Source organism: Pseudomonas lundensis, assembly GCF_015377145.2.
Lineage (GTDB): Bacteria > Pseudomonadota > Gammaproteobacteria > Pseudomonadales > Pseudomonadaceae > Aquipseudomonas > Aquipseudomonas lundensis.
Genome location: NZ_CP062158.2, coordinates 4,706,543 through 4,731,525 on the forward strand (window position 1 = coordinate 4,706,543; position 24,983 = coordinate 4,731,525).

The 24,983-nt window shown below is 58.7% G+C and carries 25 protein-coding genes and 1 other RNA gene; 16 read left to right on the forward strand and 10 right to left on the reverse strand.

The genetic code is table 11. From position 1 onward, the window contains the following. The first annotated feature begins 97 nt into the window (after nt 1–97). Nucleotides 98–574: a glycine zipper domain-containing protein gene (locus IF654_RS21940; RefSeq protein ID WP_194862069.1), complete on the forward strand. Its 477-nt coding sequence runs from the start codon at nt 98–100 to the stop codon at nt 572–574. Between the two features lie 250 nt (nt 575–824). Continuing rightward, a complete protein-coding gene (locus IF654_RS21945) occupies nt 825–1,763 on the forward strand; it encodes a hypothetical protein (protein WP_047272846.1) in 939 nt (312 codons plus the stop codon). A 133-nt stretch (nt 1,764–1,896) separates the two neighbouring features. On the opposite strand, the gene IF654_RS21950 is transcribed toward IF654_RS21945, so the two are convergent. Then, the gene (locus tag IF654_RS21950; RefSeq protein ID WP_047272845.1) at nt 1,897–2,361 is read right to left on the reverse strand and encodes an Lrp/AsnC family transcriptional regulator; all 465 of its coding nucleotides are present in this window, start codon (nt 2,359–2,361) and stop codon (nt 1,897–1,899) included. Nucleotides 2,362–2,489: 128 nt separating this feature from the next. Here IF654_RS21950 and IF654_RS21955 point away from each other — a divergent pair, with 128 nt between their 5' ends. The 6 genes from IF654_RS21955 (at nt 2,490) to IF654_RS21980 (ending at nt 8,565) form a co-directional block, all read left to right on the forward strand. Then, the gene (locus tag IF654_RS21955; RefSeq protein WP_047272844.1) at nt 2,490–2,825 is read left to right on the forward strand and encodes a hypothetical protein; all 336 of its coding nucleotides are present in this window, start codon (nt 2,490–2,492) and stop codon (nt 2,823–2,825) included. Between the two features lie 103 nt (nt 2,826–2,928). Then, entirely contained in the window at nt 2,929–4,689 is a 1,761-nt protein-coding gene (tfpB, locus tag IF654_RS21960) for a type IV pilus assembly ATPase TfpB (protein WP_094987876.1), read from the forward strand. Nucleotides 4,690–4,788: 99 nt separating this feature from the next. Then, on the forward strand, nt 4,789–5,709 hold the full coding sequence (locus IF654_RS21965; protein WP_047272842.1) for an SPFH domain-containing protein: 921 nt from the start codon (nt 4,789–4,791) through the stop codon (nt 5,707–5,709). A 3-nt stretch (nt 5,710–5,712) separates the two neighbouring features. Further along, nucleotides 5,713–6,162, forward strand: a complete 450-nt coding sequence (locus IF654_RS21970; protein ID WP_047272841.1) for an NfeD family protein — start codon at nt 5,713–5,715, stop codon at nt 6,160–6,162. Nucleotides 6,163–6,229: 67 nt separating this feature from the next. Continuing rightward, complete coding sequence (locus IF654_RS21975; RefSeq protein WP_047272840.1) at nt 6,230–6,544, forward strand: DUF2388 domain-containing protein; 315 nt, start codon at nt 6,230–6,232, stop codon at nt 6,542–6,544. A gap of 878 nt (nt 6,545–7,422) precedes the next feature. Next, nucleotides 7,423–8,565: a DegT/DnrJ/EryC1/StrS family aminotransferase gene (locus tag IF654_RS21980; protein WP_047272839.1), complete on the forward strand. Its 1,143-nt coding sequence runs from the start codon at nt 7,423–7,425 to the stop codon at nt 8,563–8,565. 53 nt (nt 8,566–8,618) lie between these two features. On the opposite strand, the gene gcvH is transcribed toward IF654_RS21980, so the two are convergent. The 8 genes from gcvH to IF654_RS22020 form a co-directional block, all read right to left on the reverse strand. Further along, nucleotides 8,619–9,002: a glycine cleavage system protein GcvH gene (gene gcvH, locus IF654_RS21985; protein ID WP_047291774.1), complete on the reverse strand. Its 384-nt coding sequence runs from the start codon at nt 9,000–9,002 to the stop codon at nt 8,619–8,621. Between the two features lie 62 nt (nt 9,003–9,064). Next, nucleotides 9,065–10,147, reverse strand: a complete 1,083-nt coding sequence (gcvT, locus tag IF654_RS21990) for a glycine cleavage system aminomethyltransferase GcvT (protein ID WP_047281647.1) — start codon at nt 10,145–10,147, stop codon at nt 9,065–9,067. 156 nt (nt 10,148–10,303) lie between these two features. Then, nucleotides 10,304–11,920 (reverse strand): ABC transporter permease, encoded by a 1,617-nt coding sequence (locus IF654_RS21995; protein ID WP_047281648.1) that lies wholly within the window; start codon nt 11,918–11,920, stop codon nt 10,304–10,306. A 163-nt stretch (nt 11,921–12,083) separates the two neighbouring features. Then, the gene (locus tag IF654_RS22000; RefSeq protein ID WP_047272835.1) at nt 12,084–13,085 is read right to left on the reverse strand and encodes an extracellular solute-binding protein; all 1,002 of its coding nucleotides are present in this window, start codon (nt 13,083–13,085) and stop codon (nt 12,084–12,086) included. A 119-nt stretch (nt 13,086–13,204) separates the two neighbouring features. Beyond that, entirely contained in the window at nt 13,205–14,422 is a 1,218-nt protein-coding gene (locus IF654_RS22005; protein WP_169835847.1) for a 2-octaprenyl-3-methyl-6-methoxy-1,4-benzoquinol hydroxylase, read from the reverse strand. An 86-nt stretch (nt 14,423–14,508) separates the two neighbouring features. Beyond that, nucleotides 14,509–15,696, reverse strand: a complete 1,188-nt coding sequence (ubiH, locus tag IF654_RS22010; RefSeq protein WP_047272833.1) for a 2-octaprenyl-6-methoxyphenyl hydroxylase — start codon at nt 15,694–15,696, stop codon at nt 14,509–14,511. Then, the gene (pepP, locus tag IF654_RS22015) at nt 15,693–17,027 is read right to left on the reverse strand and encodes a Xaa-Pro aminopeptidase (RefSeq protein ID WP_047281649.1); all 1,335 of its coding nucleotides are present in this window, start codon (nt 17,025–17,027) and stop codon (nt 15,693–15,695) included. Before pepP ends, ubiH begins: the two co-directional genes overlap by 4 nt. A gap of 29 nt (nt 17,028–17,056) precedes the next feature. Then, nucleotides 17,057–17,620: a YecA/YgfB family protein gene (locus tag IF654_RS22020; protein WP_047281650.1), complete on the reverse strand. Its 564-nt coding sequence runs from the start codon at nt 17,618–17,620 to the stop codon at nt 17,057–17,059. Nucleotides 17,621–17,754: 134 nt separating this feature from the next. On the opposite strand from IF654_RS22020, the gene IF654_RS22025 reads away from it, so the two are divergent. The 4 genes from IF654_RS22025 (at nt 17,755) to IF654_RS22040 (ending at nt 19,179) form a co-directional block, all read left to right on the forward strand. Next, a complete protein-coding gene (locus IF654_RS22025; RefSeq protein WP_047272830.1) occupies nt 17,755–17,964 on the forward strand; it encodes a TIGR02449 family protein in 210 nt (69 codons plus the stop codon). After that, nucleotides 17,961–18,278 (forward strand): cell division protein ZapA, encoded by a 318-nt coding sequence (locus IF654_RS22030; RefSeq protein WP_194862068.1) that lies wholly within the window; start codon nt 17,961–17,963, stop codon nt 18,276–18,278. The genes IF654_RS22025 and IF654_RS22030 overlap by 4 nt, the downstream gene beginning before the upstream one ends. A gap of 31 nt (nt 18,279–18,309) precedes the next feature. Further along, nucleotides 18,310–18,487, forward strand: a non-coding RNA gene (gene ssrS / locus IF654_RS22035) — 6S RNA. 56 nt (nt 18,488–18,543) lie between these two features. Beyond that, the gene (locus IF654_RS22040) at nt 18,544–19,179 is read left to right on the forward strand and encodes a 5-formyltetrahydrofolate cyclo-ligase (RefSeq protein WP_047272949.1); all 636 of its coding nucleotides are present in this window, start codon (nt 18,544–18,546) and stop codon (nt 19,177–19,179) included. A 21-nt stretch (nt 19,180–19,200) separates the two neighbouring features. Here the strand turns inward: IF654_RS22040 and IF654_RS22045 are convergent, their stop codons facing one another. Beyond that, complete coding sequence (locus IF654_RS22045) at nt 19,201–19,350, reverse strand: hypothetical protein (protein WP_088500203.1); 150 nt, start codon at nt 19,348–19,350, stop codon at nt 19,201–19,203. Nucleotides 19,351–19,543: 193 nt separating this feature from the next. Between IF654_RS22045 and IF654_RS22050 the strand changes: the two genes are divergently transcribed. The 4 genes from IF654_RS22050 (at nt 19,544) to IF654_RS22065 (ending at nt 24,968) form a co-directional block, all read left to right on the forward strand. Beyond that, entirely contained in the window at nt 19,544–19,993 is a 450-nt protein-coding gene (locus tag IF654_RS22050) for an EVE domain-containing protein (RefSeq protein ID WP_047272828.1), read from the forward strand. A 165-nt stretch (nt 19,994–20,158) separates the two neighbouring features. Further along, a complete protein-coding gene (locus IF654_RS22055) occupies nt 20,159–21,124 on the forward strand; it encodes an HlyD family secretion protein (RefSeq protein WP_047272827.1) in 966 nt (321 codons plus the stop codon). Continuing rightward, on the forward strand, nt 21,121–23,850 hold the full coding sequence (rbbA, locus tag IF654_RS22060) for a ribosome-associated ATPase/putative transporter RbbA (RefSeq protein ID WP_047272826.1): 2,730 nt from the start codon (nt 21,121–21,123) through the stop codon (nt 23,848–23,850). Before IF654_RS22055 ends, rbbA begins: the two co-directional genes overlap by 4 nt. Beyond that, nucleotides 23,850–24,968 (forward strand): ABC transporter permease, encoded by a 1,119-nt coding sequence (locus IF654_RS22065; RefSeq protein ID WP_047272825.1) that lies wholly within the window; start codon nt 23,850–23,852, stop codon nt 24,966–24,968. The genes rbbA and IF654_RS22065 overlap by 1 nt, the downstream gene beginning before the upstream one ends. The last annotated feature ends 15 nt before the right edge of the window (nt 24,969–24,983 follow it).

Genomic DNA, 24,983 nt, shown 5'->3' on the forward strand with positions numbered 1-24,983 from the left:
AGTAAATTGTGTACAACTCGTGCTACTGGTCGGATTTTGATTGTAACCAACCGCGTACAGCCTCAGGATCGCGCCGTCATCCCTTTGAGGCTTACTTATGAAGCTCACCTCGATTCTCTTGTTGTCCCTTGGCCTGGTCAGTGGCGTAGCCTCGGCCGGTGGCACCACCGAAGCCGGTGTAGGCGGCGCATTAGGCGGGGTTCTTGGCGCCGTGGTTGGGCAACAACTCGGCGGCTCGACCGGATCGGCCATCGGCGCAGGCGTAGGCGGCGCGGCCGGTAGTGCCGTGGGTGCCGACAAACGCAGCCGTGGCGAAGCGGCCATCGGTGGTGCCCTGGGTGCCGCAGGCGGTAACGTCTTGGGCCGCAGCATAGGCGGCAGCACGGGCGGCCTGGTCGGCGCAGCCGCTGGCGGCGGCGCAGGCGGCGCGCTGGGCAATTACATGGGCAACAAAAGCGATGCCGATGATCGTGATTACCGTGATCGTGGCAATCGCCGCTACTACCGCGACGATCACCCAGGCCGGGGTCATGCTTATGGCCATCGCAAGAAGAACAAACATCGTCATCATTGATGACACCCAAACGGGAGCCCACACAGGCTCCCGTTTTTGTTTGTAGGCAAGCCGTCTTCCCCTCTAAATTGTTTCAATGCATTACGCCCGCCCCTTTCGCGTCAATCATGCAACCTGCATGACCAAGCAAAACACTCAGACTTCTAACTTATTGTTAAACATAGATTTTTTATAAATACGGTGTTGGCACAACCCCTGCAATCTCTTGAATGAAGGCTGCACTTCTCACCATTTCAGGAGCACAACAACAATGATCGGGACTACAGAACACTATCCCGCTGCCCTGCAAGACAGCTCTGGCCACTCCGGTGTGTCCTGGGCCGCGATCTTTGCAGGTGCCGCCGCTGCCGCTGCACTTTCCCTCTTGCTGCTGATGTTGGGCGCAGGCTTGGGCTTTTCAGCCGTATCGCCGTGGTCAGGTGAGGGCGTAGGCGCCAAAGGATTGGGCATCACCGCCATCATTTGGCTGGCCGTGACACAAATTATTGCCTCGGGCATGGGCGGCTATCTGGCCGGTCGTCTGCGGGTCAAATGGGCCAACATGCATGGCGATGAAGTGTATTTCCGCGATACTGCCCATGGTTTCCTCGCGTGGGCAGTGGCCACACTGGTGACCGCCACCTTGGTAGCCGGCTCGGTCAGCAGTGTGATTGGCAGCGGCGTACAAGCCGGTGCGAACGTCGCGTCAGGTGCAGCCACCGCCATGAGCAGTGCAGCCGGTAGCGCTGCGGGCAACCACGCCAACAACGGTGCGGGCAACAGCTCGGATTATTTCATCGACACGCTGTTTCGCGATGATCGCGGCACCGCTGTCAGCGAAGACGCCGCCCACGGCATCGTGACGCGCATTTTCGTCCGCAGCCTGGGCAATGATGGCCAACTGAGTGCAGACGACCGTACCTACCTGGCCCAAATCGTCGCTCAGCGTACCAACCTGACTCAGCCAGAAGCCGAGCAACGGGTTGACCAGGTCTACGCCAAGGCCCATCAGGCCATTGAAGAGGCCAAAATCAAAGCCAAAGAAGCGGCTGACACGGCTGCCAAGGTCGCTGCCTGGACCACCCTGTGGATGTTCATCACCCTGCTGATTGGTGCGTTCTTCGCCAGCCTGTGTGCCACGTTCGGCGGTCGCCGTCGCGACGCAGTGACTTACATCGACCACACCACGACCACCACGGTTGTCCGTTAATTCAGGAGAATAAAAATGCGCTCATTACTGCTGTTTTTCCTCGGTATCCCAATCCCGATCATCATCCTGATTGCGCTGTTTGTTCACTGACAGCACACCAACGGCCTTCCTTGTGAAGGCCGTTTTTTTTGCGCTACACCGGCAGGCACGTGGTCGATTTGATTTCAGACAGCGCCACAATCGAGTTCACTTCCTGAATGCCGGGCACCATCGACAGTTGTTCGAAGAAGAAACGTTCATAGGCCTCGATGTCCGGGGTCACGATCCGCAACAAAAAATCCACCGACCCCATGAGCACGTAGCACTCCAGCACCTGCGGGAACCCACGGATCGCATCCGTGAATTGGGTAAAGTTGGAGCGCCCATGAGCATTGAGTTTGACCTCAGCAAAGATCTGCGTATTCAGGCCCACCTTCTTGCGATCCAGCAAGGTCACCTGCCCCCGAATGATGCCTTCCTCTTTCATGCGCTGAATCCGGCGCCAGCAGGGGGACTGCGACAAGCCCACTTTTTCGGCGATCTGTGCGCTGGACAGTGAAGCGTCTTCTTGCAGAAGGGCCAAAATCCTGCGGTCGTAAGCGTCCAGTTCACCTTGCATAAATATTCCCGATTATTAGCTCATTAGGAATTGATCAAGTCTTAATTGATCAAATTCCGATCATCATAGATAAATAATTTCCTACAGTGCATGTGAATATTTCTCCAGCCGAAATCAGGAGTCATTGCATGCCACATCTTGAAGCCGTACCCACCGCGACACGCGCCGATGTCTGGGCCGTAAACACTGCCCCCTGCACAGTGCGTTATCAGATTGTGGCGGAGGCTGAAGCCGATGTGCTATGCCGCGCACTGAACCTGTTTGCCTTGCAGCAATTGATTCCCCAGCAGGTAGAGGTCATGCGCGAAGACGATGTATTACGCATAGACATCGTCAGCGATGAGCAAAGCTGGCACCGCGCCCAGGTGATCGGCGAAAAACTGCGCAATCTGGTGAGTGTCTGTGAACTGGTGATGTATCAGGTGACGTGCAGCCCCTCCCGCCTGCAAAAGCGCTCGCAATAGCTGGTATTGATTGGCAGTCGCCACAGCCCGGGGCGCGGCTAGGCTTGGGTATTCATGGCCAGACAAGGACCTGTCTGCGCTTGTGCATTGCCAAGGAGTCTTCATGCACGCCCATCCTGCCGCCGATCGCCCGCTTGACCTTGAACAGCTGCTGCCGGGTCTTGTTGCTCAAGGGTTAATCGCCCAGCCACTGGCCGATCAGGTGTTGACGCGTTATCGCACCTCCAGCCTGGACCCCGTCCACCCGCTGGTGTTTCTGGCGGCGCAGCAATTACCCGACCTGATGCGCCCCGGCAAAACCCTCACGCTTGAGCACCTCACGGCTTGGCTTGCGCAACAATGCGGGCAGCCCTACGTGCGCCTCGATCCCTTGAAAATCGATGCCGCCAGCGTCACCGGGCTCATGTCCAGCGCGTTCGCGCAGCGTCATCAAATTCTTGCGATTGCAGCCGATCAACACGCGATCACCGTTGCCAGTGCGCAACCCAATGTGAGGGGGTGGGAGGCCGATTTGCGCCAGGCCCTCAATCGCCCCATCAAGCGGGTATTTGCCAACCCCCTTGAGATTGCCCGACTCGGAACGGAACTGTTCCGTTTGGCCAAATCCGTCACCGGGGCTGCACTCACGGATCAAAAAAACACCCATTTGCCCAACCTTGAGCAGTTGATAAACCTTGGCGCGGGCAATCAGGAACCCGATGCCAACGATGCCCATATCATCCATATCGTTGACTGGCTGTTTCAGCACGCGTTCGAACAGCGGGCCAGCGATATCCATATCGAACCCCGGCGCGAGCAAGGGGCCGTGCGCTTGCGCATTGATGGCATGCTGCACAGCGTTTATCACTTTCCGCCGCAGGTCACGACCGCAGTGGTCAGCCGCCTGAAAAGCCTGGGCCGCATGAATGTCGCTGAAAAACGCAAACCTCAAGACGGCCGCATCAAAACCAAAACACCGGCAGGGGCCGAGGTGGAGCTGCGTCTGGCCACCCTGCCCACCGCCTTTGGCGAAAAAATGGTGCTGCGCATTTTCGACCCCTACGTTTTACTCAAGGGTTTTGACCAACTCGGCTTCAGCGTTGAAGACATGCAGCGCTGGGACCGTATGACCCGTCAGCCCAACGGCATTATTTTGATCACAGGCCCAACGGGATCGGGCAAAACCAGCACGTTGTACGCAACGCTCAAGCAATTGGCCTCACCGCAGATCAACTTGTGCACGCTGGAAGATCCAATTGAAATGATTGAGCCTGCCTTCAACCAGACACAGGTGCAGCCCAACATAGATTTAACCTTTGCCAACGGGGTGCGTGCGCTCATGCGCCAAGACCCGGACATCATCATGCTCGGTGAAATACGTGACCTGGAAACCGCTGAAATGGCGATTCAAGCCGCACTGACCGGGCACTTGGTGTTGTCGACGTTGCACACCAACGATGCACCCGGCGCCATTAACCGTTTACAGGAACTCGGGGTGGCGCCCTATTTGATCAAAGCAACCTTGCTGGGCGTGATGGCCCAGCGATTGATACGAGTCTTATGCCCGGACTGCAAAAGCGAACACCGCGTGTCACCCGATGACTGGCACAACTTCGCACCCGGCAGCCCGGCGCCCTCCAGCGTTTTTGCCGCCACAGGCTGTGATCACTGTCGGGAGACTGGCTACAACGGCCGAGCTGGCATTTACGAGATCATGTTGATGACTGACACGCTCACAGCATTGATTAGCCATGACACCGATATTAACGCCCTGCGCAGAGCGGCCTGTGAAGAAGGCATGCGCCAATTAAGACTGGCGGCGGCGCACAAAGTAACGACGGGCGTAACTTCCATGGATGAAGTCTTGCGCGTCATTACCGCTTAGTTGAATTATTTTGAATAATATTTAACCGATTAAGGCGTGCGCTCGGGGGATACAATTTTTTCCGGATTTATCTCGAGTCACCTCAAACAAGGAATGGTTATGGAATTCAGCTATGTTGTTTTGCTCTTTGTCGTATTGGCGCTGTCTTTGCTTTTTATGGGGTTCAAAGTTGTGCCCCAAGGCTATGAGTGGACAGTAGAGCGCTTCGGGCGTTACACCAATACGCTTAAACCCGGTCTGAACATTATTATTCCCGTCATGGATAGCATTGGACGCAAGCTTAATGTCATGGAAAGTGTGCTGGATATCCCGCCACAAGAGGTCATTACGTCCGACAACGCTACGGTACAGATAGATGCCGTATGTTTTTTCCAGGTCGTTAACACCGCCCAGGCGGCCTATGAGGTCAACAACCTCGAACATGCCATTCGCAACCTTCTGCAAACCAACATTCGCACGGTGCTTGGCTCAATGGAGCTGGATGCCATGCTCAGCCAGCGTGACGGTATCAATGAAAAACTGCTGCGCACGGTAGATGAAGCAACAGCGCCATGGGGGATCAAAATCACCCGAATCGAGATCAAAGACATCAGCCCGCCTGCGGATTTGATGGCTGCCATGTCAGGCCAAATGAAAGCCGAACGCATCAAAAGGGCGCAAATCCTTGAAGCTGAAGGCTTGCGCGCCTCTGCGATTTTGACGGCTGAAGGTAAAAAACAAGCCCAGATTCTCGAAGCCGAAGGCGGTCGGCAGGCAGCATTTCTTGCCTCTGAAGCCCGTGAACGTCAGGCGGAAGCAGAAGCGCGCGCGACCCAAGTGGTTTCCGAGGCCATTGCAACCGGCAACGTGCAGGCCATCAATTACTTTGTGGCGCAAAAGTACGTTGATGCCTTGGGCAAAATCGCGTCTGCCGACAACAGCAAGGTGATCCTCATGCCACTGGAAGCCAGCCAAGTGATCGGAGCAGTGGGTGGAATCGGCGAAATAGTCAGAGCCTCATTCGATAAAACGAAGGGCTAAGACATGTTGGAACTCCTGCAAAACCTCAACCACTGGGACTGGCTGGCTCTGGCAGCAGTGCTACTGATCTTGGAGGTGTTCGGTACAGGCGGGTATTTGCTGTGGGCCGGGCTTGCCGCTGCTCTTGTGGCCGGGTTGAAGTTTTTGATACCCGAGCTGGCCTGGACGCTGCAATTGCCGCTGTTTGGCGTACTGGCCATCCTGACTGCGGTGTACTGGTGGAAACGCCAGCGCACTTCGCCCGCCTTGAGCGATCAACCTTTCCTCAACCGCAGGGGGCATGAACTCATCGGCCGCACATTCCTCGTTCAACAAGCCATTGTGGATGGACGAGGGAAAATCAAAGCGGGCGACAGTGTATGGATGGCCGAAGGGCCTGACGCCGAGGTGGGCACGGCCGTGCGGGTGGTCGCTCAGAATGGGGTCGTGCTCACCGTAGAAATTGTGACGTAAGGTTACGGAACTCTCTAACACTGACTAGAATCAAAGTTGGTAGTTCATTTATCCGGAGTTTCCCATCATGCGTCTCAAATATGCTGTTGCCGCTGCCGCTTTGTTGACCCTTCCTGTTGGCTCAGCGATGGCCGACAGCTTCTGGCGCAACGTCCTGTCGTCCGGTGCGACCACCGGTTCCACCTACCTGACGTTCAAAAAAGACCGTAAGGTCATCGCCGCACAAGATGACGCAGGCAGTTTTGTGGCCAGCAACGGCGAGATCCGTGGGCCATACCTGGAGTCGGCCATGCAGGAGGTTCGCGCGCAGAACCCGAATCTGAAAGTGAGTGACATGGACCTGGCCAACGCGATTCTGGCCAAAAACGCGACCGCTGAATAAAACCGGCCTGTCGCCTCTGGCGTGCCGGTTTAGTCGTCTGGCAGTGAAGCATTGTCCTGCTTCACCGCCAGACGTTTGGTACACCCTCGGTGGCAAACGCTGATGGGTGTTTATAAAGTGCTCATCGACACCATCGCAAATGTTGTTTGGGTGTGAGTATCCAAAGGGAATGAGTCAGTACCGCTGACCTTCACTTTCAAAAGCCGATTTTCAAGGCGTATTACACGTGAGATGAAAGAGGTGCTCATCGTCACTTAAACGCCTACCTGTTAATCCCTCGATGTCAGTGAGTTGGATAATGCACAACACCGTCAAACACTGTTAATCCGACAACAAAGTTAGACTGTAAGAAAATTCCCCGAATGTACTGCCATATGATCGCTATGCCTCAACATCCCTGAATAACTTCAAGCCTGTTGGAAGGGCCTGACCTAAGATGTTTTAAATCTGCGCGGTCTGCTCACTGTTTAATAGCCATTCACCTTCTGCCATTGCGTTAAGACTTTATATGGCCGAGCGCTTGAACGATTTGATCGTTAAAAAGTGGTCGAGATCACGCTCAAACTTAATCAAACGATCGTCTGGAGCGGCAGGCAAAAACCACTGATACACAGGTACATAAGCCCTTCTGCTTGACTACTGTTTGATCGATTTGGCAGTTTATGCACCCGCGGTGTCGTCTTACTTACCGAAGGGTTTACCTTGCTTGTCGCAGACCTCAACGGCTCCATGCTGGTTGATAGCCCTTCATAACGCGCTTCATTCAGCCTTCATACAGAAATTTCACCTGATGTGATCCATGCTCTGGGTATGATTTGGGCCATGTGCTAGTGCTCTATGGTCTCTCATTACTCATTCACATCGGACGTCACGCCTTTATGAGCTCGCTGCCCTTCTTGCCGTTTTCCAAACCAACCATCGATGAAGCCACCATTGCTGCCGTGGGCGACGTGTTGCGCTCGGGCTGGATCACCAGCGGGCCAAAGGTTCAGGCATTCGAGGCGCAATTGTCCGAGTACGTGGGCGGTCGCCCGGTGCGCACGTTCAACTCCGGCACGTGCACCATGGAAATCGCCCTGCGCATCGCAGGGATCGGTGCAGGTGACGAAGTCATCACGACGCCGATCTCATGGGTCGCCACTGCCAATGTGATTCTCGAGGTCGGCGCTACGCCGGTGTTTGCCGATATTGATCCGATCACCCGCAATATTGACCTGAAGAAAGCCGAAGCCGCGATTACGCCACGCACCAAAGCCATCATTCCGGTTTACCTCTCCGGCCTGCCGGTGGACATGGACGCCCTGTACGCTCTGGCCAAAAAACATAACCTGCGCGTGGTCGAAGACGCCGCTCAGGCCCTAGGCGCGAGCTGGAACGGGCAGCGCATCGGCGCACGCGGAGATTTCGTGTCGTTCAGTTTCCAGGCCAACAAGAACATCACCTCGTCCGAAGGCGGGTGTTTGGTGCTCAATAACGAAGAAGAAGCGCGGCTGGCTGAGAAATACCGCCTACAAGGCGTCACCCGTACCGGATTCGATGGCCTGGATGTCGACGTTCTGGGCGGCAAGTTCAACATGACTGACATTGCGGCTGCCATCGGTCTCGGGCAGTTCGCCCATATCGAGACGATTACCGCGCACCGCCGTGAATTGGCCAAGCATTATTTCGAGTGTTTCGGCCCTGACTTTGAAGCCGAATACGGCGCGCAATTGCCTGTGGCTGATTTCAGCACTACCAATTGGCACTTGTTCCAGCTAGTGCTGCCTGAGCGCAAGGACGGCCAACCGGCACGGGCTACGTTCATGAAAGACATGCAGGCATTGGGCGTGGGCGTGGGCTATCACTACCCGCCCATTCACTTGCTGAGCCTGTATCGCGCGCAAGGTTTCAAAGAAGGGATGTTCCCCGTCGCAGAACGCGTAGGGCGGCTGATTGTGTCATTGCCGATGTTCACGGCGATGACCAAAGCCGATGTGGAGCGGTCGGTTAAAGCCGTCAAGGCCGTGTTGCAGAACGCGTAACCGATTTCGCTGCCGGTAGAGAGGTCTACCGGCAGCGACCGTCCCGCCGTGGCTTACTCGCCAATGGCGGCTTTGTAGCCAGCGGCATCCAGCAGTTTGTCCAGCTCAGCGGTGTTGCTTGGCTTGAGCTTGAAGATCCAGCTCGCGTAAGGATCGCTGTTCAGGCTTTCAGGGCTGTCGGCCAGCGTCTCATTGACCGCGATCACTTCACCGGACACTGGCGCATAGATGTCCGAGGCGGCTTTTACTGACTCCACGACGCCTGCAGTGTCGCCTGCGGCAAACACTTTGCCCACTTCGGCCAACTCAACGAACACCACATCCCCCAACGCTTCCTGAGCGTGATCACTGATACCCACAGTGACAGTGCCGTCCGCTTCCAGACGGGCCCACTCGTGACTTTCGGCAAAGCGCAACTCAGCGGGGATATTGCTCATATTCAGTGTCCTCAATAAGAAATGTCAGCCGCTTGCACACAGCGCAAGCCTGCCGGTAAACGTTAGATCAAGGCTTTGCCTAGACGTACAAACGTGGGTTTGACCACGCGAACCGGGTACCACTTGCCGCGAATTTCGACTTCAGCACGGTCACCCGTGGCGATCGGAACGCGGGCCAAGGCAATCGATTTGCTTAGCGTAGGAGAGAAACTACCACTGGTTATCTCTCCTTCGCCAACACCAGCAATACGAACAACCTGATGAGCCCGTAGGACGCCTCGCTCTTCGAGCACCAAACCCACCAGTTTCAGCGGCACGCCCCCTGCTTTTTCGGCCTCCAGCGCTTCGCGTCCGATGAACAGGCGCGAAGCCGGTTCCCAGGCGATGGTCCATTCCATGTTGGCGCAAAGGGGCGAGACCGACAGGTGAATGTCTTGACCATAGAGGTTAAGACCCGCCTCCAGGCGCAACGTGTCACGCGCACCGAGGCCGATTGGAGAGATACCTGCACCGACCAGATCGTTGAAGAACGCTGGCGCCTGATCGGCGGGGAGCACTATCTCCAGCCCGTCTTCGCCGGTATAACCGGTGCGGGCAATGAACCAGTCACCTGCGTCCAGTCCTTCGAAGGGTTTGAGCTGGTGAATCACATCGCTGCGGGCCTGGCTCACCAGTTCAGCGACCTTGTGCCGGGCCTGTGGGCCTTGAATCGCCAGCAGCGCCAGCTCCGGGCGTTCCTGCAACTGCACGTCAAAACCGCGGGACTGGGCCGTCATCCACGCCAGGTCCTGGTCGCGGGTCGCTGCGTTGACCACCAACCGGTAACCGTTGGCCCTGAGGTAAACGATCATGTCGTCGACCACGCCACCCTTTTCATTGAGCATGGCGCTGTAGAACGCACGGCCAGGGGTGTGAAGACGCTCGACATCGTTGGCCAGCAAATGCTGAAGCCATTCCTTGGCCTGCACGCCGCCGACGTCAATCACGGTCATGTGCGAGACATCAAACACTCCACAGTCCCGACGCACTTCGTGGTGTTCCTCCACCTGCGAGCCGTAATGCAAAGGCATGTCCCAACCGCCAAAATCGACCATCTTCGCGCCGAGGGCGAGATGCAGGTCATACAAAGGCGTACGCTGTCCCATGGGTTCCTCCTTCCGGGATTGGCGAAGGTGCGGACAGGCGTGCAAAGTGTTTCAGGCTAGTTAAGTTAGCTTTCGTACACTGCGCAGGGAACCTGGCCTGATTGACAGACCGCACCGAATGCCGCGCATTGTAGCCGCATGCCGGAGCACTGACACCTAGCCGATTCGATGGGCCGAGCGTCGAATCAACCCGATGACCGGCAACAGTCCCACCAGTACCAGCGTCAGGGCGGGCAGTGAAGCACGAGCCCATTCGCCTTCACTGGTCATTTCGAAGATGCGCACGGCCAGTGTGTCCCAGCCGAAGGGCCGCATTAGAAGGGTTGCGGGCATTTCCTTGAGCACGTCGACAAACACCAGCAGCGCCGCACTCAATGTCCCCGGCAACAACAACGGCAGATACACTTTGAAAAACAGTCGCGGGCCACTCACGCCCAAGCTGCGTGCAGCTTCGGGCAACGACGGACGAATGCGCGCCAGGCTGTTTTCGAGCGGGCCATAAGCGACGGCGATAAAGCGCACCAAATACGCCAGTAACAAGGCTGAAAGGCTGCCCAGCAGCAAGGGCTTGCCCGCGCCGCCCAGCCAGCCGGAAACCGGAATGACCAGTTCGCGATCCAGATAACTGAAGGCCAACATGATCGACACCGCCAAAACCGAACCGGGTAGCGCGTAACCCAGGTTGGCCAGGCTCACCCCGACACGGATGGTCGGTGTCGGCGCCTGACGCCGGGCAAACGCCAGCACCAGAGCCACACAGACCGTGATAAGCGCCGCCATGCCGCCCAAGTACAAGGTGTGCAATATCAGACCCGTGTAACGCTCATCGAGGTCAAAGCGCCCACGTTGCCAAAACCACACCACCAGTTGCAGCATCGGGATCACAAACGCACACGCAAACACCAGCGCGCACCACCCGCTGGCCAACCAGGCTTTAGGCCCGGTGAGGTGATAGAGGGCCTTACCGCGCGGACGCTCGTTACTGGCACGGCTGGCGCCCCGGGCGCGGCGTTCGCCATAGAGCACGATCATCACCACCAGTAACAGCAGGCTGGCCAGTTGCGCAGCGGTTGAGAGACTGAAAAAGCCGTACCAGGTTTTGTAGATCGCCGTGGTGAACGTGTCGAAATTGAACACCGACACGGCGCCGAAATCAGCCAGCGTCTCCATCAGCGCCAACGCCACCCCGGCGCCGATGGCCGGGCGCGCCATGGGCAAGGCCACGCGCCAGAACGCCTGCCACGGGCTTTGCCCCAGCACCCGCGCCGCCTCCATCAACCCTTTGCCCTGCGCCAAAAATGCAGTGCGCGCCAGCAAATAGACATACGGGTAGAACACCAGAATCAGCACGATGATCACGCCACCGGTGGAGCGCACGCGAGGCAAACGCAGCCCCGTGCCGAACCATTCGCGTAGCAGCGTTTGAACCGGCCCGGCGAAGTCCAGCAAGCCGACGAACACAAACGCAAGCACGTAGGCCGGGATCGCGAACGGCAACATCAGCGCCCAGTCGAGCCAGCGTCTGCCCGGGAATTCGCACAAGCTGGTCAGCCACGCAAGGCTGACGCCCAGCAGGGTGACGCCGATCCCGACCCCGATGATCAGCGTCAGCGTGTTGCCCAGCAGACGCGGCATTTGTGTGTCCCACAGGTGGTTCCAGATCTGGCTGTCCACGCTTTGCCAGGACAACAGCAAAACGCTCAGGGGCAAAAGCACCAGGGCAGCGATGCTAAAAACCAGCGGATACCAGCGACGTTGGGCGGGATGTGCCACAAAAGACTCTCGGAAGGAGGGAAGAACCAGCGATTGTATGTTGCGTTGTTACACGATGTGGAGGGGGAAGGCTGCGCGCGGCCCGAATAGAGGCCGCGCGCCTTCGAACAGACCGCCCGTCAGCGCCCTCTGCGCGAGGGAGAGGGCTGGCTTTACACCGGGCTTAATTCCAGCCCGCGCGGTCCATCATGCGGATGGCTTCAGCCTGGCGTTTGCCGGCCACTTCGACTGGCAAGGCGTCTGCCTTGAACTCACCCCAACTGGCCACTTCGGCAGAAGGCGGAACGCTCGGGTTCGCCGGGAACTCCTGATTGGTGCCTGCAAAGATCGACTGCGCCTGCGGCGTGGTCATCCACTCGACCAGCGCCTTGGCGGCTTGCGGGTGCGGAGCGTATTGGGTCAAACCAATACCCGACAGGTTGACGTGTACACCGCGATCAGCCTGATTGGGCCAAAACAACTTCACGGCCAGGTCAGGCTTCTGCTTGTGCAGGCGGCCGTAGTAGTAGGTATTGACGATGCCCACGTCGCACTGACCGGCGTTGATCGCCTCCAGCACCGCGATATCATCCGAGAACACATCAGTGGACAGGTTGTTCACCCAGCCTTTGAGGATCTCTTCGGTTTTGTCGGCACCGTTCACTTCGATCATGGTGGCGGTCAGCGACTGGTTGTACACCTTTTTGGCGGTGCGCAGGCACAGGCGGCCTTCCCACTCTTTATTGGCCAGCGCTTCGTAGGTGGACAGCTCTTCAGGTTTGACCCGGTCCGTGGAGTAGGCGATGGTCCGCGCACGCAGGCTCAGGCCCGTCCATGCGTGGGAAGAAGAGCGGTATTGCGGCGGGATGTTTTTATCGATCACTTCGGACGTGAACGGCTGCAGGATGCCCATTTGCTCGGCTTGCCACAGGTTGCCCGCGTCCACGGTCAACAACAGGTCGGCAGTCGCATTTTGGCCCTCTGCCTTGATGCGCTGCATCAGCGGCGCTTCCTTGTCCGTGATGAACTTGACCTTGACCCCGGTTTTCGCGGTGTAGGCGTCAAATACCGGCTTGATCAGTTCGTCGATGCGCGAGGAATACACCACCACTTCGTCGGCAGCGTAGACGCTGCTCGCAAAAACGCTCAGGGCCAGGGCAGTCAGTAGACGCTTGGGTGCCAACATGGGGGGCGGTCTCTCTAGATGCGAATCGGGCGTAAATGGTAGTGAATCACATTTGCCAGCTCAACCTAACTCGCCCCCGAGGCGTTACCAGATGTTGCAAAGGCCGGGGCAGGCTCCGATCAGGGCTTGGCCAGCGGCGGCAGATCCCCGGTCAACCCCAGCGCCTGACGCACGAACACCGCTTTGGCCTCGGGCATTTGGTTGACCCACTTCAGGCCGCTGTTGCGCAGCAAGCGCGCGGTGAGCGAATCCGCCTGAAACAGTCGCTGAAAGCCTTCCATCGCCGCCATCAACGCCAGGTTGTGCGGCATGCGACGACGCTCGAAACGGCTTAGTACTTTGATGTCGGCCAGACGTTCGCCGCGATCAACCGCGTGCAACAACACGTGGGCCAACACCGCCGCATCAAGGAAACCGAGGTTGACGCCCTGCCCGGCCAACGGGTGGATGGTGTGGGCGGCATCGCCGATCAGTGCCAACCCTTCGGCCACATAGCGTTTGGCGTGACGTTGGCGCAAAGGCACGCAGACCCGCGGGTCTGCGCTCAGTACCGGCCCGAGCCGCCCTTCGAACGCCCGCTCAAGCTCACGGCAGAAACCGTCGTCATCCAGCGCCATCAAACGTTGGGCTTCTTCAGGCGTGGTGGACCAGACAATCGAGCACCAGTCCTGCTGGCCATCGCGTTCCAAAGGCAAAAATGCCAAGGGCCCGTGGTCAGTGAAGCGCTGCCAGGCGGTTTGCTGATGCGGCTGGGCGCAGTGAACGCTGGTGACAATGGCGTGATGCATGTAGTCCCATTCGCGGGTCTCACAGCCCGTGAGGCGGCGCACCGCCGAGTGGGCGCCATCGGCTGCGATCACCAGCGGCGCGCGCAAGGTGCGACCGTCCGCCAGCGTCAGCAGCCACTCGTCGCCTGAGCGGCGCATCTGTTCCAGCCGCGCATTGGCCAGCAATTCGATGTCGCTGCCCTGCAAACACTCCAGCAGCGCATCCTGCACCACACGGTTTTCTACGATATGACCCAGCACGTCGGCGTGCACGCTGGCCGCCGAGAAATGGATCTGGCCTGTACCGCTGCCGTCCCACACGTGCATGTGCGAATAGGGGCTGACGCGACGCCGGACGATACCGTCCCACGCACCCAGGCGTTGCAGGATGCGCTGGCTGGCGGCCGACAAGGCGCTGACCCGAGGCTCGAAGACGTCGTCGGTACTGAACGGTTTGACGCTCAGCGGCCCACCATCGAGCAGCAGGATTTTCAAGCCGCTGTCCTTGAGCGCCAGCGCCAAGGCACTTCCGACCATTCCGGCCCCAACAATCAGCAGATCTGCGCGCATTTCCATGCTTTAAGCCTGTGTCGTGAGCGGCAAGCGCCGCACGTGAAAAAAGGATCGACAAGGGGCGCGAACGCCCCCGGCCATCATCAACTGTCTGCGCGGGTGCCCAGGCCCATGGCCTGACGGGCAAACCAGCGTTTGGCTGGAGGCAGCAGATCAAGCCCCAGCAAGCCCAAGTTGCGGCCGAACGACACCAGGGTCTGATCGCTACCAAACAACCGCGTCACCTGGTCCGAAAAACCAATGGTCAATTGCTGGTCGAGTTTTTGCCGCTGTTGATAACTCAACAACGTGGCCAGATCGCCGGGGTGTTTGTCGCTCGCCAACAACGCGTCGGCCAACGCCTGGGCATCGCGCAGTGACAGATTAAAACCCTGACCGGCAATGGGATGCAGGCTGTGGGCGGCATTCCCCAGCACAGTCAGGTGCGGGCGTACTTGCTCTTGCGCCTCGATCAGCGTCAGCGGATACAAATGCCGCGCGCCGACTTGCTTGAGGGTGCCCAGGCGATAGCCGAAAACGCCCTGCAATTCACTGAGGAAGCTGCGCTCATCCAGCGCGGCCAAACGCTCGGCGTCCATCCCCAGGCGGGTCCACACCAGCGCGCAGCGGTTTTCCGGCAGCGGCAGCAAGGCCATCGGGCCTTCGTCGGTGAAACGCTCAAAGGCCATCCCGCCGTGGGCTTCACTCGGGGTGATGTTGGCGATCAGCGCACTTTGGTCATAAGGACGCTTGCTGACATGAATCCCCAACTGCTCGCGCAAGCCCGAACGCCCGCCATCGGCCAGCACGGCGAGGTCGCAGTCAAGCGTGGTTTCATCGTTGAGGGTCAGGCGATAGCCGTCTTCAAGCGGCTGCAGGTGGATAACTTCAGCGGGGCAGCGCCAGGTAATGACGTCAGGGTCCAGGTTTTTCCACAGGCACTGGCCCAGCCAGGCGTTTTCGACCACGTACCCCAGCGCTGGCACGCCTTCTTCAATGGCGGACAAGCGTGCGGTCGAAAAACGCCCGCGGTCGGACACGTGAATGTCCTTGATCGGTTCGGCGCGGGTGGCGATGGACTGCCACAGCCCCAGTCGCTCATAGATCTGCCGGGCGCCATAGCTCAAGGCCGAGGAACGCGCGTCGTAGCTGGGCTGGTAGCTATTGCCGGGAGCGAAGGGTTCGATCAGGACGATTTTCCAGCCCCGCGCCTTGGCGCCAGCCTGCAACGCCAGCGCAAGGCTCGCACCCACCAGCCCGCCGCCAATGATGGCCAGATTGACCCGACTCATGCTGCGTTCACCTTGGCCGCAGCCATCAAGGCCTCGATATCGGCCACCGTTTTCGGCACATCGCCGGTCAAAATCTCACAACCGTTTTTGGTGACCACTACGTCATCCTCGATCCGCACACCGATGCCGCGCCATTTTTTGGCGACGGTTTGATTGTTAGGGCTGATGTAGATGCCGGGTTCAACGGTGAGGGTCATGCCGACTTCCAGCACGCGCCACTCACCCCCGACCTTGTACTCACCCACGTCATGCACATCCAGCCCCAGCCAATGACCGGCGCGGTGCATGTAGAACGCTTTATAGGCTTGGCTGGCGATCAGATCGTCGACTTCGCCCTGCAATAACCCCAGCGCCACCAGCCCCGCCGTTATCACGCGAACAGTCGCCTCGTGGGCCTGATTCCAGTGCTTGTTCGGCGCGATTTCAGCGAACGCGGCTTCTTGCGACGCCAGCACCAGGTCATAAATTGCTTTTTGCTCGGGCGAAAAGGTCCCGTTGACCGGAAAGGTGCGGCTGATATCGCTGGCATAACAGTCGATCTCGCAACCCGCATCGATCAGCACCAGATCGCCGTCCTTGAGCAGGGCGTCGTTCTCTTGGTAGTGAAGGATGCAGCTGTTGTCACCCGAAGCGACAATCGAGCCATACGCTGGCATTTTTGCCCCGCTTTTACGGAATTCATAATCCAGCTCGGCTTCCAGACTGTATTCATGCAAGCCCGGACGGCTGGCTTGCATGGCACGGATATGGGCACGGGCCGAAATCTGCGCCGCGTGGCGCATAACTTTAAGTTCTGCCGCCGATTTATACAGGCGCATGTCATGCAGCAGATGATCCAGGGCAACAAATTCGTTGGGCGGCTGAGCACCGAGGCTGGCCTTGGAGCGGATGGTGTTGATCCACTCCATCAAATGGCGATCGAATTGCGGGTTGCTGCCCATCGCTGAGTACACCCGGTCGCGGCCTTCAATCAGCCCCGGCAGGATGTCGTCGATGTCGGTAATGGGGAATGCATCGTGCGCACCGAAATCGCGCATGGCGCCTTCCTGCCCGGCCCGCAAACCGTCCCACAGCTCGCGCTCAGGGTTGCGTTCGCGGCAAAACAGCACGAATTCGCCATGAGTCCGGCCGGGGATCAACACGATCACCGCTTCAGGCTCGGGGAAACCGCTCAAATACTGGAAGTTACTTTCCTGACGGTAGACGTGCTCGACGTCACGGTTGCGGATCGCCACGGGGGCCGCGGGCAATATCGCGATACTGTTGGGTTCCATCTGCGCCATGAGCGCCTTGCGGCGGCGTGCGTATTCCGATTTCGGGATATGGATCATGGGCAGACGGGTTTCCTCTTGGTGATCGATCAGTGCAACGAAGGCTTGGCGGCCGCTGGCGCTTCAGGCTTTTTTGTTTCGGTGAACAGCAACAGCGGCGCAACGCGCAGGTATTCCATCACTTCCATGTAGTCGCTTTCACCGTCTTCAGATTCTTCCAGCGCGTCCTGCACCTGTGCGATGGCCGCCAGGTCTTGCAGCACTTCCTTGCCTTCGATGCTCAACGCGTTATCACGGTAGTTAAGCCCGAAACCGGCCAGAAAACCCTGGCACCACTCTCCCAATGCAGTGGCGCGATCAGGCAGCGACGCGTCGTCTGTTGGCAGCAACAGCACGACGGTCATGTCGTCACTGGTCAGTTCGCCCTTGACCATCTCTTGCAAACCGATCAAGGCATTGCGTACGTTGTCACTGGTTTCATTTTCGCTATGGAACAGCTCTTTGGCATCGGCCAGCCAGCTGTCAGGTTCAAAGCCGGCACCGGCCGCACTGCGACCCAGCAACAGGCCGTGCAACTCGGCAGGCGATACGTTAATGCCGCTGGTGCTCAGCAGGGCGGCAAAGGCTTGGTACGGGGAGTTCTGAATAGGCATGGTCAGCTAGGCGCCAAGCGGCGCTATGTCTAGAATGGAGGCCTTGTATCCTAGCATCGGCAGACGAGCCAGACCATCAAGGCGTCAACACCCCTGATCGTCACCCTCCATCAGAAAATACACAGTAGGACACAATGGAAGACACCGACCTGCATGAACTGATGGCTAGACTCGAACGCTTGATTAGCCGGGTCGAGCAACTTAAAAGTCAAAACGGACTCTTACTAGCTCAGGAAAAGACTTGGCGCGAGGAACGCGCGCACCTCATTGAAAAAAACGAAATCGCCCGACACAAGGTGGAATCGATGATTTCGCGCCTCAAAGCCCTGGAGCAAGACTCATGAGTTCAAGCAATAGCGTCACCGTGCATATCCTCGATAAAGAATATTCGATCATGTGCCCCCAGGACGAACGGACCAACCTGGTGAGCGCCGCCCGTTACCTGGACGGCAAAATGCGCGAAATCCGCAGCAGCGGCAAAGTCATTGGCGCCGACCGCATCGCCGTCATGGCCGCGCTCAATATCACTCACGATCTGCTGCACAAGCAGGAGGTCGCCGAAGTTCAGACCAACAGCTCCACCCGCGAACAAGTGCGCGACCTGCTGGAACGCGTGGATCTGGTGCTTGCCACTGATCCGAACGAACGTCAAAGCTGATTCAAAAGGTTTCTTTGGGGTATACTCGCGCCACTCCCTGGAGTATTCGCCAGTTAGCGATGTCCCTGAGCCGATTCGCACTACCCTGGAGCTTGCACGTTGGACCGGTGCGCATGTCCGCTAGACGGAAAGCCTTAAGGTCTACTGCAACTTCCACCTTGAACTTTCGGGTTCAAGGGCCAAGCCGACAGCGGTACGTCGGGGAGCCTGATTTTTCCAGTGCAATGCCAGCCCTCTGCTGGCATTGGCTTTCTCGGTGTCGACCTTGAACAGCACGCCACCTACCCGCCCGCAACTTCGCCGACAACTGCGCAATGCCCGCCGCGAACTGTCGCCCTGCGCGCAACGTCTGGCCGCCCGCGGCCTGTACCGGCAACTGGCGCAACATCCTTTGTTTCGCCGCGCCAAACACCTCTCGCTATATCTGCCCACCGACGGTGAGATCGATCCGCGCCTGCTGCTGCGCGAAGCGCAACGCCGGGGCAAGATCACCTACCTGCCGGTACTCAGCGCGTGGCCGCGGACCAAAATGGTGTTTCAACGCATCGCCCCTGGCGAGAAGCTGATCCCCAACCGCTTTCGTATTCTGGAGCCGCGCATCAACCCCGCACGCCAACGCAAGGTCTGGACACTCGACCTGGTGTTGCTGCCATTGGTGGGGTTTGATGCGAAGGGTGGAAGGCTGGGCATGGGTGGCGGGTTTTACGACCGCAGCCTGGCGTATCTGGGACGCCGTCAGAGCTGGCGCAAACCGACACTGTTAGGCCTGGCCCACGAATGCCAAAAGGTCGAAAGCCTGACACAAGCCAGTTGGGACGTACCGTTACAAGGCACGGTGTCGGACAAACAGTGGTACGTCGCCCACACATCGCCAAGGCATCACGTTGAGAGCGATGCCTGAAACGCGTTAGCGCAAGAAAGTTTAGCGTTTGAAAGGTTGTACTTGCTGTTGAGCCAGTTCAATCGGCGCGTCGGTCGAGTTGGACCACAAACTTTGCGCATACCCCGTCGTCACTACGCCCAAACCGAACAAAAAAGCCAACACCCACAGTACATCCGGTTTGCGTTTCATCGATTGCCCCCCTTCAGGCAAATCAACACGATGACAGCAACGGTTTTTTATAGGCCGTGCAGCAGCGTCAAGCTTAAAATCCCGGCATTCTGCGACAACCCGTAACGACACGCAAACGATGGCGTCAACCGGCTGTCGGTTTATCAAAATGTTTCAAGAAAGATGATTCACATCATGTTTCAGGAGAAGAAAAATGGCCCATTGGTTGATGAAATCCGAGCCTGACGAGTTCTCGATCAAGGACTTACAGAAAGTCGGTGAAGCGCGCTGGGACGGCGTTCGTAACTACCAAGCGCGTAATTTCATGCGTGCCATGACGGTGGGCGATGAGTTCTTTTTCTACCATTCGAGTTGCCCGCAACCCGGCATTGCCGGAATTGGCCGCATCGTCGAAGCGGCCTACCCCGACCCCACCGCGCTCGACCCCGACAGCCCTTACTACGACCCCAAAGCCAGTGCCGAGAAAAACCCGTGGAGTGCGCTGCAAGTGGCCCACGTGCACACGTTTCCTCAGGTGATCAAGCTCGACTACCTCAAACAACAGACGGCGCTGGCCGAGATGCCCCTGGTCCAAAAAGGCAGCCGCCTTTCAGTCATGCCCGTCACAGACGAACAATGGGCGACGGTGCTGGGGCTGCTCTGACGGGCAGCCACGCCCTGCAGGCACAGGCGCGCGCCTGTAAACGGGCAAATCACTTCGGCAACCTCGCTCAATAGCGTCTAGGCTTTGACCTTCCTTTGACTGGCATCAAACCGCCCCGGCAGTGAGACCGTCAAACTAGAGCGCTCTGTGAGACAGGATGTTTGCATGTCGAAGAACCACCGTGTATCCCATTATTTCGTTATTCCGTTGGTGATCCTGCTGGTGGCGGCAGGCGGGTTCGGTTACTGGAAATCCCAGCATGACCGACTCCCCGAAGGCATCAGCATGGGCAACGGCCGACTTGAATCCACTGAAGTCCAGATCGCCGCCAAAATCCCCGGTCGCCTCGCGCAAGTGCTGGTCGACGAAGGCGATCGCGTGACCAAGGGTCAACTGCTGGCACGCATGGACACCCGCACCCTCGAAGCCTCGCGCAATCAGGCCGAGTCCGAAGTGCTGCGGGCCCGGCAAAACCTGGCCGCCAACGAGGCCAACGTACAACTGCGCCAAAGCGAAAAACTGCTCGCCAGCCAGGAACTCAAACGCTTCCGCCAACTGGCCCAGCGCGGCTTTGCCAGCGGCCAGCAACTCGATCAGCAACAAGCGCGTTTTGACACCAGCAATGCTGCCGTGGTCGCCGCGCAGGCTCAGGTCGCCGCTGCCAGGGCCGCGATCCATTCCAGCGAAGCGCAAGTGGCACAGCTCACCAGCGAGATTGACGACAGCAGCCTGCGGGCGCCCATCGACGGTGTGATCCAGCTGCGCCTTGCCGAACCCGGCGAAGTGCTGGGCGCGGGCGGACGCGTGTTCATGATGATCGACCCCAGCGACCAGTACATGAACCTGTATTTACCCGCTTCGGTGGTCGGCAAGCTGACCGTCGGCGCGCAGGCGCGCATCCTGCTCGACGCCCTGCCCGAAACGCCACTGCCCGCAAAAATCAGCTTCGTGGCCGCCAAATCGCAGTTCACCCCCAAAGAGGTCGAAACCCGCGACGAGCGTCAAAAACTGGTGTTCCGCGTCAAACTTCGTCTCACCGACCCGAGCGCCGTGCCTCAGGCTAAACCCGGAATGCCCGGCGCCGGGTATGTGCGCACTGCCGACGTGGACTGGCCGGCCAATCTGCAATGAGCGACCTGGCGCTCAACGCCAGTGGCATCCGCCACCGGTATGGCAAACAGCAGGCGCTGCTCGACATCACCTTCAGCTTGCCTAAAGGCACGCGCTGCGGGCTGATTGGCCCGGATGGCGCGGGCAAGTCGAGCTTGCTGGGGCTGATTGCCGGGGTCAAAAAGCTCCAGCAAGGCAGCCTAGAGGTGCTCGGCGGGCCGATTGACGATCGCCGCCATCGCAACACGCTTTACCCGTTGATTGCCTTTATGCCCCAAGGGCTCGGCGGCAACCTGTACCCGGAGTTGTCGATCAGCGAAAACATTCGCTTTTTCGGCACGTTGTTCGGCCTGTCCAAAGACGACTGCGAACAACGCATGGCCAACTTGCTCAAGGCCACAGACCTGGAGCGATTTGCCGAACGACCCGCGGGCAAGTTGTCCGGCGGTATGAAGCAAAAGCTCGGGCTGTGTTGCGCGCTGATTCACGAGCCCGACCTGTTGATCCTTGACGAACCGACCACCGGCGTCGACCCGCTGTCCCGTCGGCGCTTTTGGGAGCTGGTCGACGACGTACGCAGCCAGCGCCCGCAACTGACATTGCTGGTTGCCACGGCCTACATGGAAGAAGCGGAACAGTTCGAGCACTGCCTGATGCTCGACCGCGGCACATTGATTGCGACCGGGCTCACGCAGGAACTGGCGGCGGTCGCCTCCACCGGCAAACTGGACGAAGCGTTTACCCACTATCAGGGCGACACCGGCCACAGCAACGAGCCGCTGGTGATTCCGCCACGGGTCAGCGACAACAGCGATATCGCCATCGAAGCCCATGACCTGACCCTCAAATTCGGCGACTTTATCGCCGTGAACAACGTCAGCTTCGCTATCGGACGCGGTGAAATCTTCGGGTTTCTGGGCTCCAACGGTTGTGGCAAGACCACCACCATGAAAGTGCTGACCGGGTTGATGCCCGCCACCGAAGGCAGTGCCAAACTGCTCGGAAATCCGGTGGATGCCAAAGACCTGGCCACGCGCAAACGCGTGGGCTTCATGTCCCAGAGTTTCTCGCTGTATGGCGAGTTGAGCGTGCGGCAAAACCTGGTCTTGCACGCCCAGTTGTTCGACTTGCCCAAAGAAGACAGCCGCGCGCGGATTGAAGAGCTGATCGAGCGTTTTGATCTGGCTGATATTGCCGAGCAACAGTCCGGCGAGTTGCCATTGGGGTTGCGTCAACGCTTGTCGCTGGCCGTGGCGGTATTGCATCGCCCCGAAGTCCTGATCCTTGACGAGCCCACCTCGGGGGTTGACCCGGCCGCGCGCGACGACTTCTGGCGACTGCTGATCGAACTGTCGCGCGATCAGGGCGTGACGATTTTCTTGTCCACCCACTTCATGAACGAAGCCCAGCGCTGCGACCGTATTTCGTTGATGCACGCCGGCAAAGTACTGGCTTGCGACACCCCCGATGCGTTGCAGCAGCAGTTTCACGGCGAGACGCTGGAAGCCGCATTTGTCACGTGCCTGGAGCAGGCGCAAAACGAGCAGGAGTCGAGTGCGGCGCCCGCGTCCGAAGCGGCTGCGGCGGTGATCAATGCGCCACCACCGCCCAGCAAAAGCGGCTTCAGCCTGACCCGGCTGATAGCCGTCGCCAGCCGCGAATCCAAAGAACTGCTACGCGATAAAGTCCGCATGGCGTTCGCCTTGCTGGGCGCGCTGTTCATGATGGTGATTTTTGGCTACGGCATTTCACTGGACGTGGAAAACCTGGCGTTCGCCGTCTACGACCAGGACCAAAGCCCGCAAAGCCGCGCGTATCTGGAAGCCTTCCGCAGCTCGCGTTACTTCGAAGAACACGCGCCCATCTACAGTGCAGAAGAACTTCACAAGCGTCTGCAACGTTCAGAAATCAAAATCGCACTGGAAATCCCGCCGGGTTTTGGCCGCGACCTGTACGCCGGGCGCCAGCCCACCGTCGCCGCCTGGCTGGATGGCGGCATGCCGTTCCGTGCAGAAACCAGCCGTAACTATGTTGAATCCGTGCACCAGGCCAACCTTGAACAACTGGCCGCGCTGAGCAGTCTGGCGCAAAACAAACAAGGCGGCGCCAAGCTCGAAACCCGTTTTCGCTACAACCAGGACGTGGTCAGCGTGAATGCCATCGGCCCGGGCGTGATGGCGCTGATTCTCGCCTTTATCCCGGCCATGCTGACGGCGCTGGGGATCGTGCGGGAAAAAGAGCTGGGGTCCATCACCAACTTCTACGCCACGCCCCTGACCCGGCTTGAGTTCTTGCTGGGCAAACAGGTGCCGTACCTGGTGGTGAGTCTGGTCAATCTGGCGCTGCTGGTGGCGATGAACCGCTGGCTGTTCGGCGTGCCGTTCAAAGGCAGCGCACTGACGCTGGCGCTCGGTGGGCTGTTGTATGTGTTGTCGACCACCAGCATGGGGCTGTTGATTTCAGCGTTCACCCGCACCCAGATCGCGGCAATTCTCGGCACCATGATCATCACCAGCCTGCCGACGATCCAATTCTCCGGGCTGATCGTGCCGCGCTCGTCACTGGACGGCTCTGCGGCGCTGATGGGCATGCTGTTCCCTGCCGGGCACTTTCTCGATATTGCGGTCGGTACGTTTACCAAAGCCCTGGATTTGCGCCAGCTGTGGCCGCAATGCCTGGCGTTGCTGGGCTTCTTCGTCGCCTTTACCGGCTTGAGTCTCATCATGCTCAAGAAGCAGGAGGTTTGATGCACAAGCTCTCGCACATCCTGCGCCTGGGGATCAAAGAACTCACGAGCCTGCGCCATGACAGCGTGCTGCTGCTGTTTTTGTTCTACGCCTTCACGGTGGCGATTTACATGCCGGCGGCGGGGTCAATTATTGGCGTGCATAACGCCAGCGTCGCGATTGTCGATGAAGACCACAGCGCCTTGTCACGCAAACTCAGCGAATCGTTGCTGCCGCCAGAATTCCAAACCCCGCAAGCGTTGCCTTACGATCAGCTGGATGCGTCCATGGATGGCGGCCAATACACTTTCGTCATCAACGTACCGGCCAACTTTCAGGCGGACCTGCTGGCCGGGCGTGAACCGGGTCTGCAGGTCAACGTGGATGCCACGGCCATGAGTCAGGCGTTTATGGGCGCGGGCTACATTGGGCGCATCTTTCAACGTGAGCTGCTCAATTACACCGGCCAGGCCGACGCTGCCGCGAACACGCCAGTACGGATCAGCGGCCGTGCGCTGTTCAACCCGAACCTTGAGGGCGGCTGGTTTTTGGCGGTGATTCAGATCGTCAACAACATCACCATTTTGGCCATTGTGCTGACCGGCACCGCGCTGTTGCGCGAGCGAGAGCACGGCACCCTCGATCACTTGCTGGTGTTACCCCTTACAGCGCTGGAAATCATGCTGGCAAAAATCTGGAGCAACATGCTGGTCGTGGTGCTCTGCACTTGGGTGTCGCTGGAGGTCATCGTCAAATGGGCGCTGGGCGTACCGCTGGCCGGATCACTGGCGTTGTTTCTGGGGGTGACGGCGCTTTATCTGTTTGCCAGTACCGCCCTGGGGATTTTCCTCGCCACCCTCGCCCGCTCAACACCGCAGTTCGGCTTGCTGGCCATCCCGGTCATCATCCCGATGCTGTTGCTCTCGGGTGGCAGCACGCCGCTGGACAGCATGCCTGAATGGTTGCAGTGGGTGATGCAGTGCTCGCCCTCGACCCACTTTGTGAGTTTGAGCGCAGCGATTCTGTTCAGGGGAGCCGGAGTGGACGTGGTGTGGCCCGACTTACTGGCGCTGGCGACCATCGGGCTGCTGTTTTTCGCGATTGCCCTGGCGCGGTTTCGCAAGAGCCTGGCGTCGTAACGTTCGTGCAGGGCC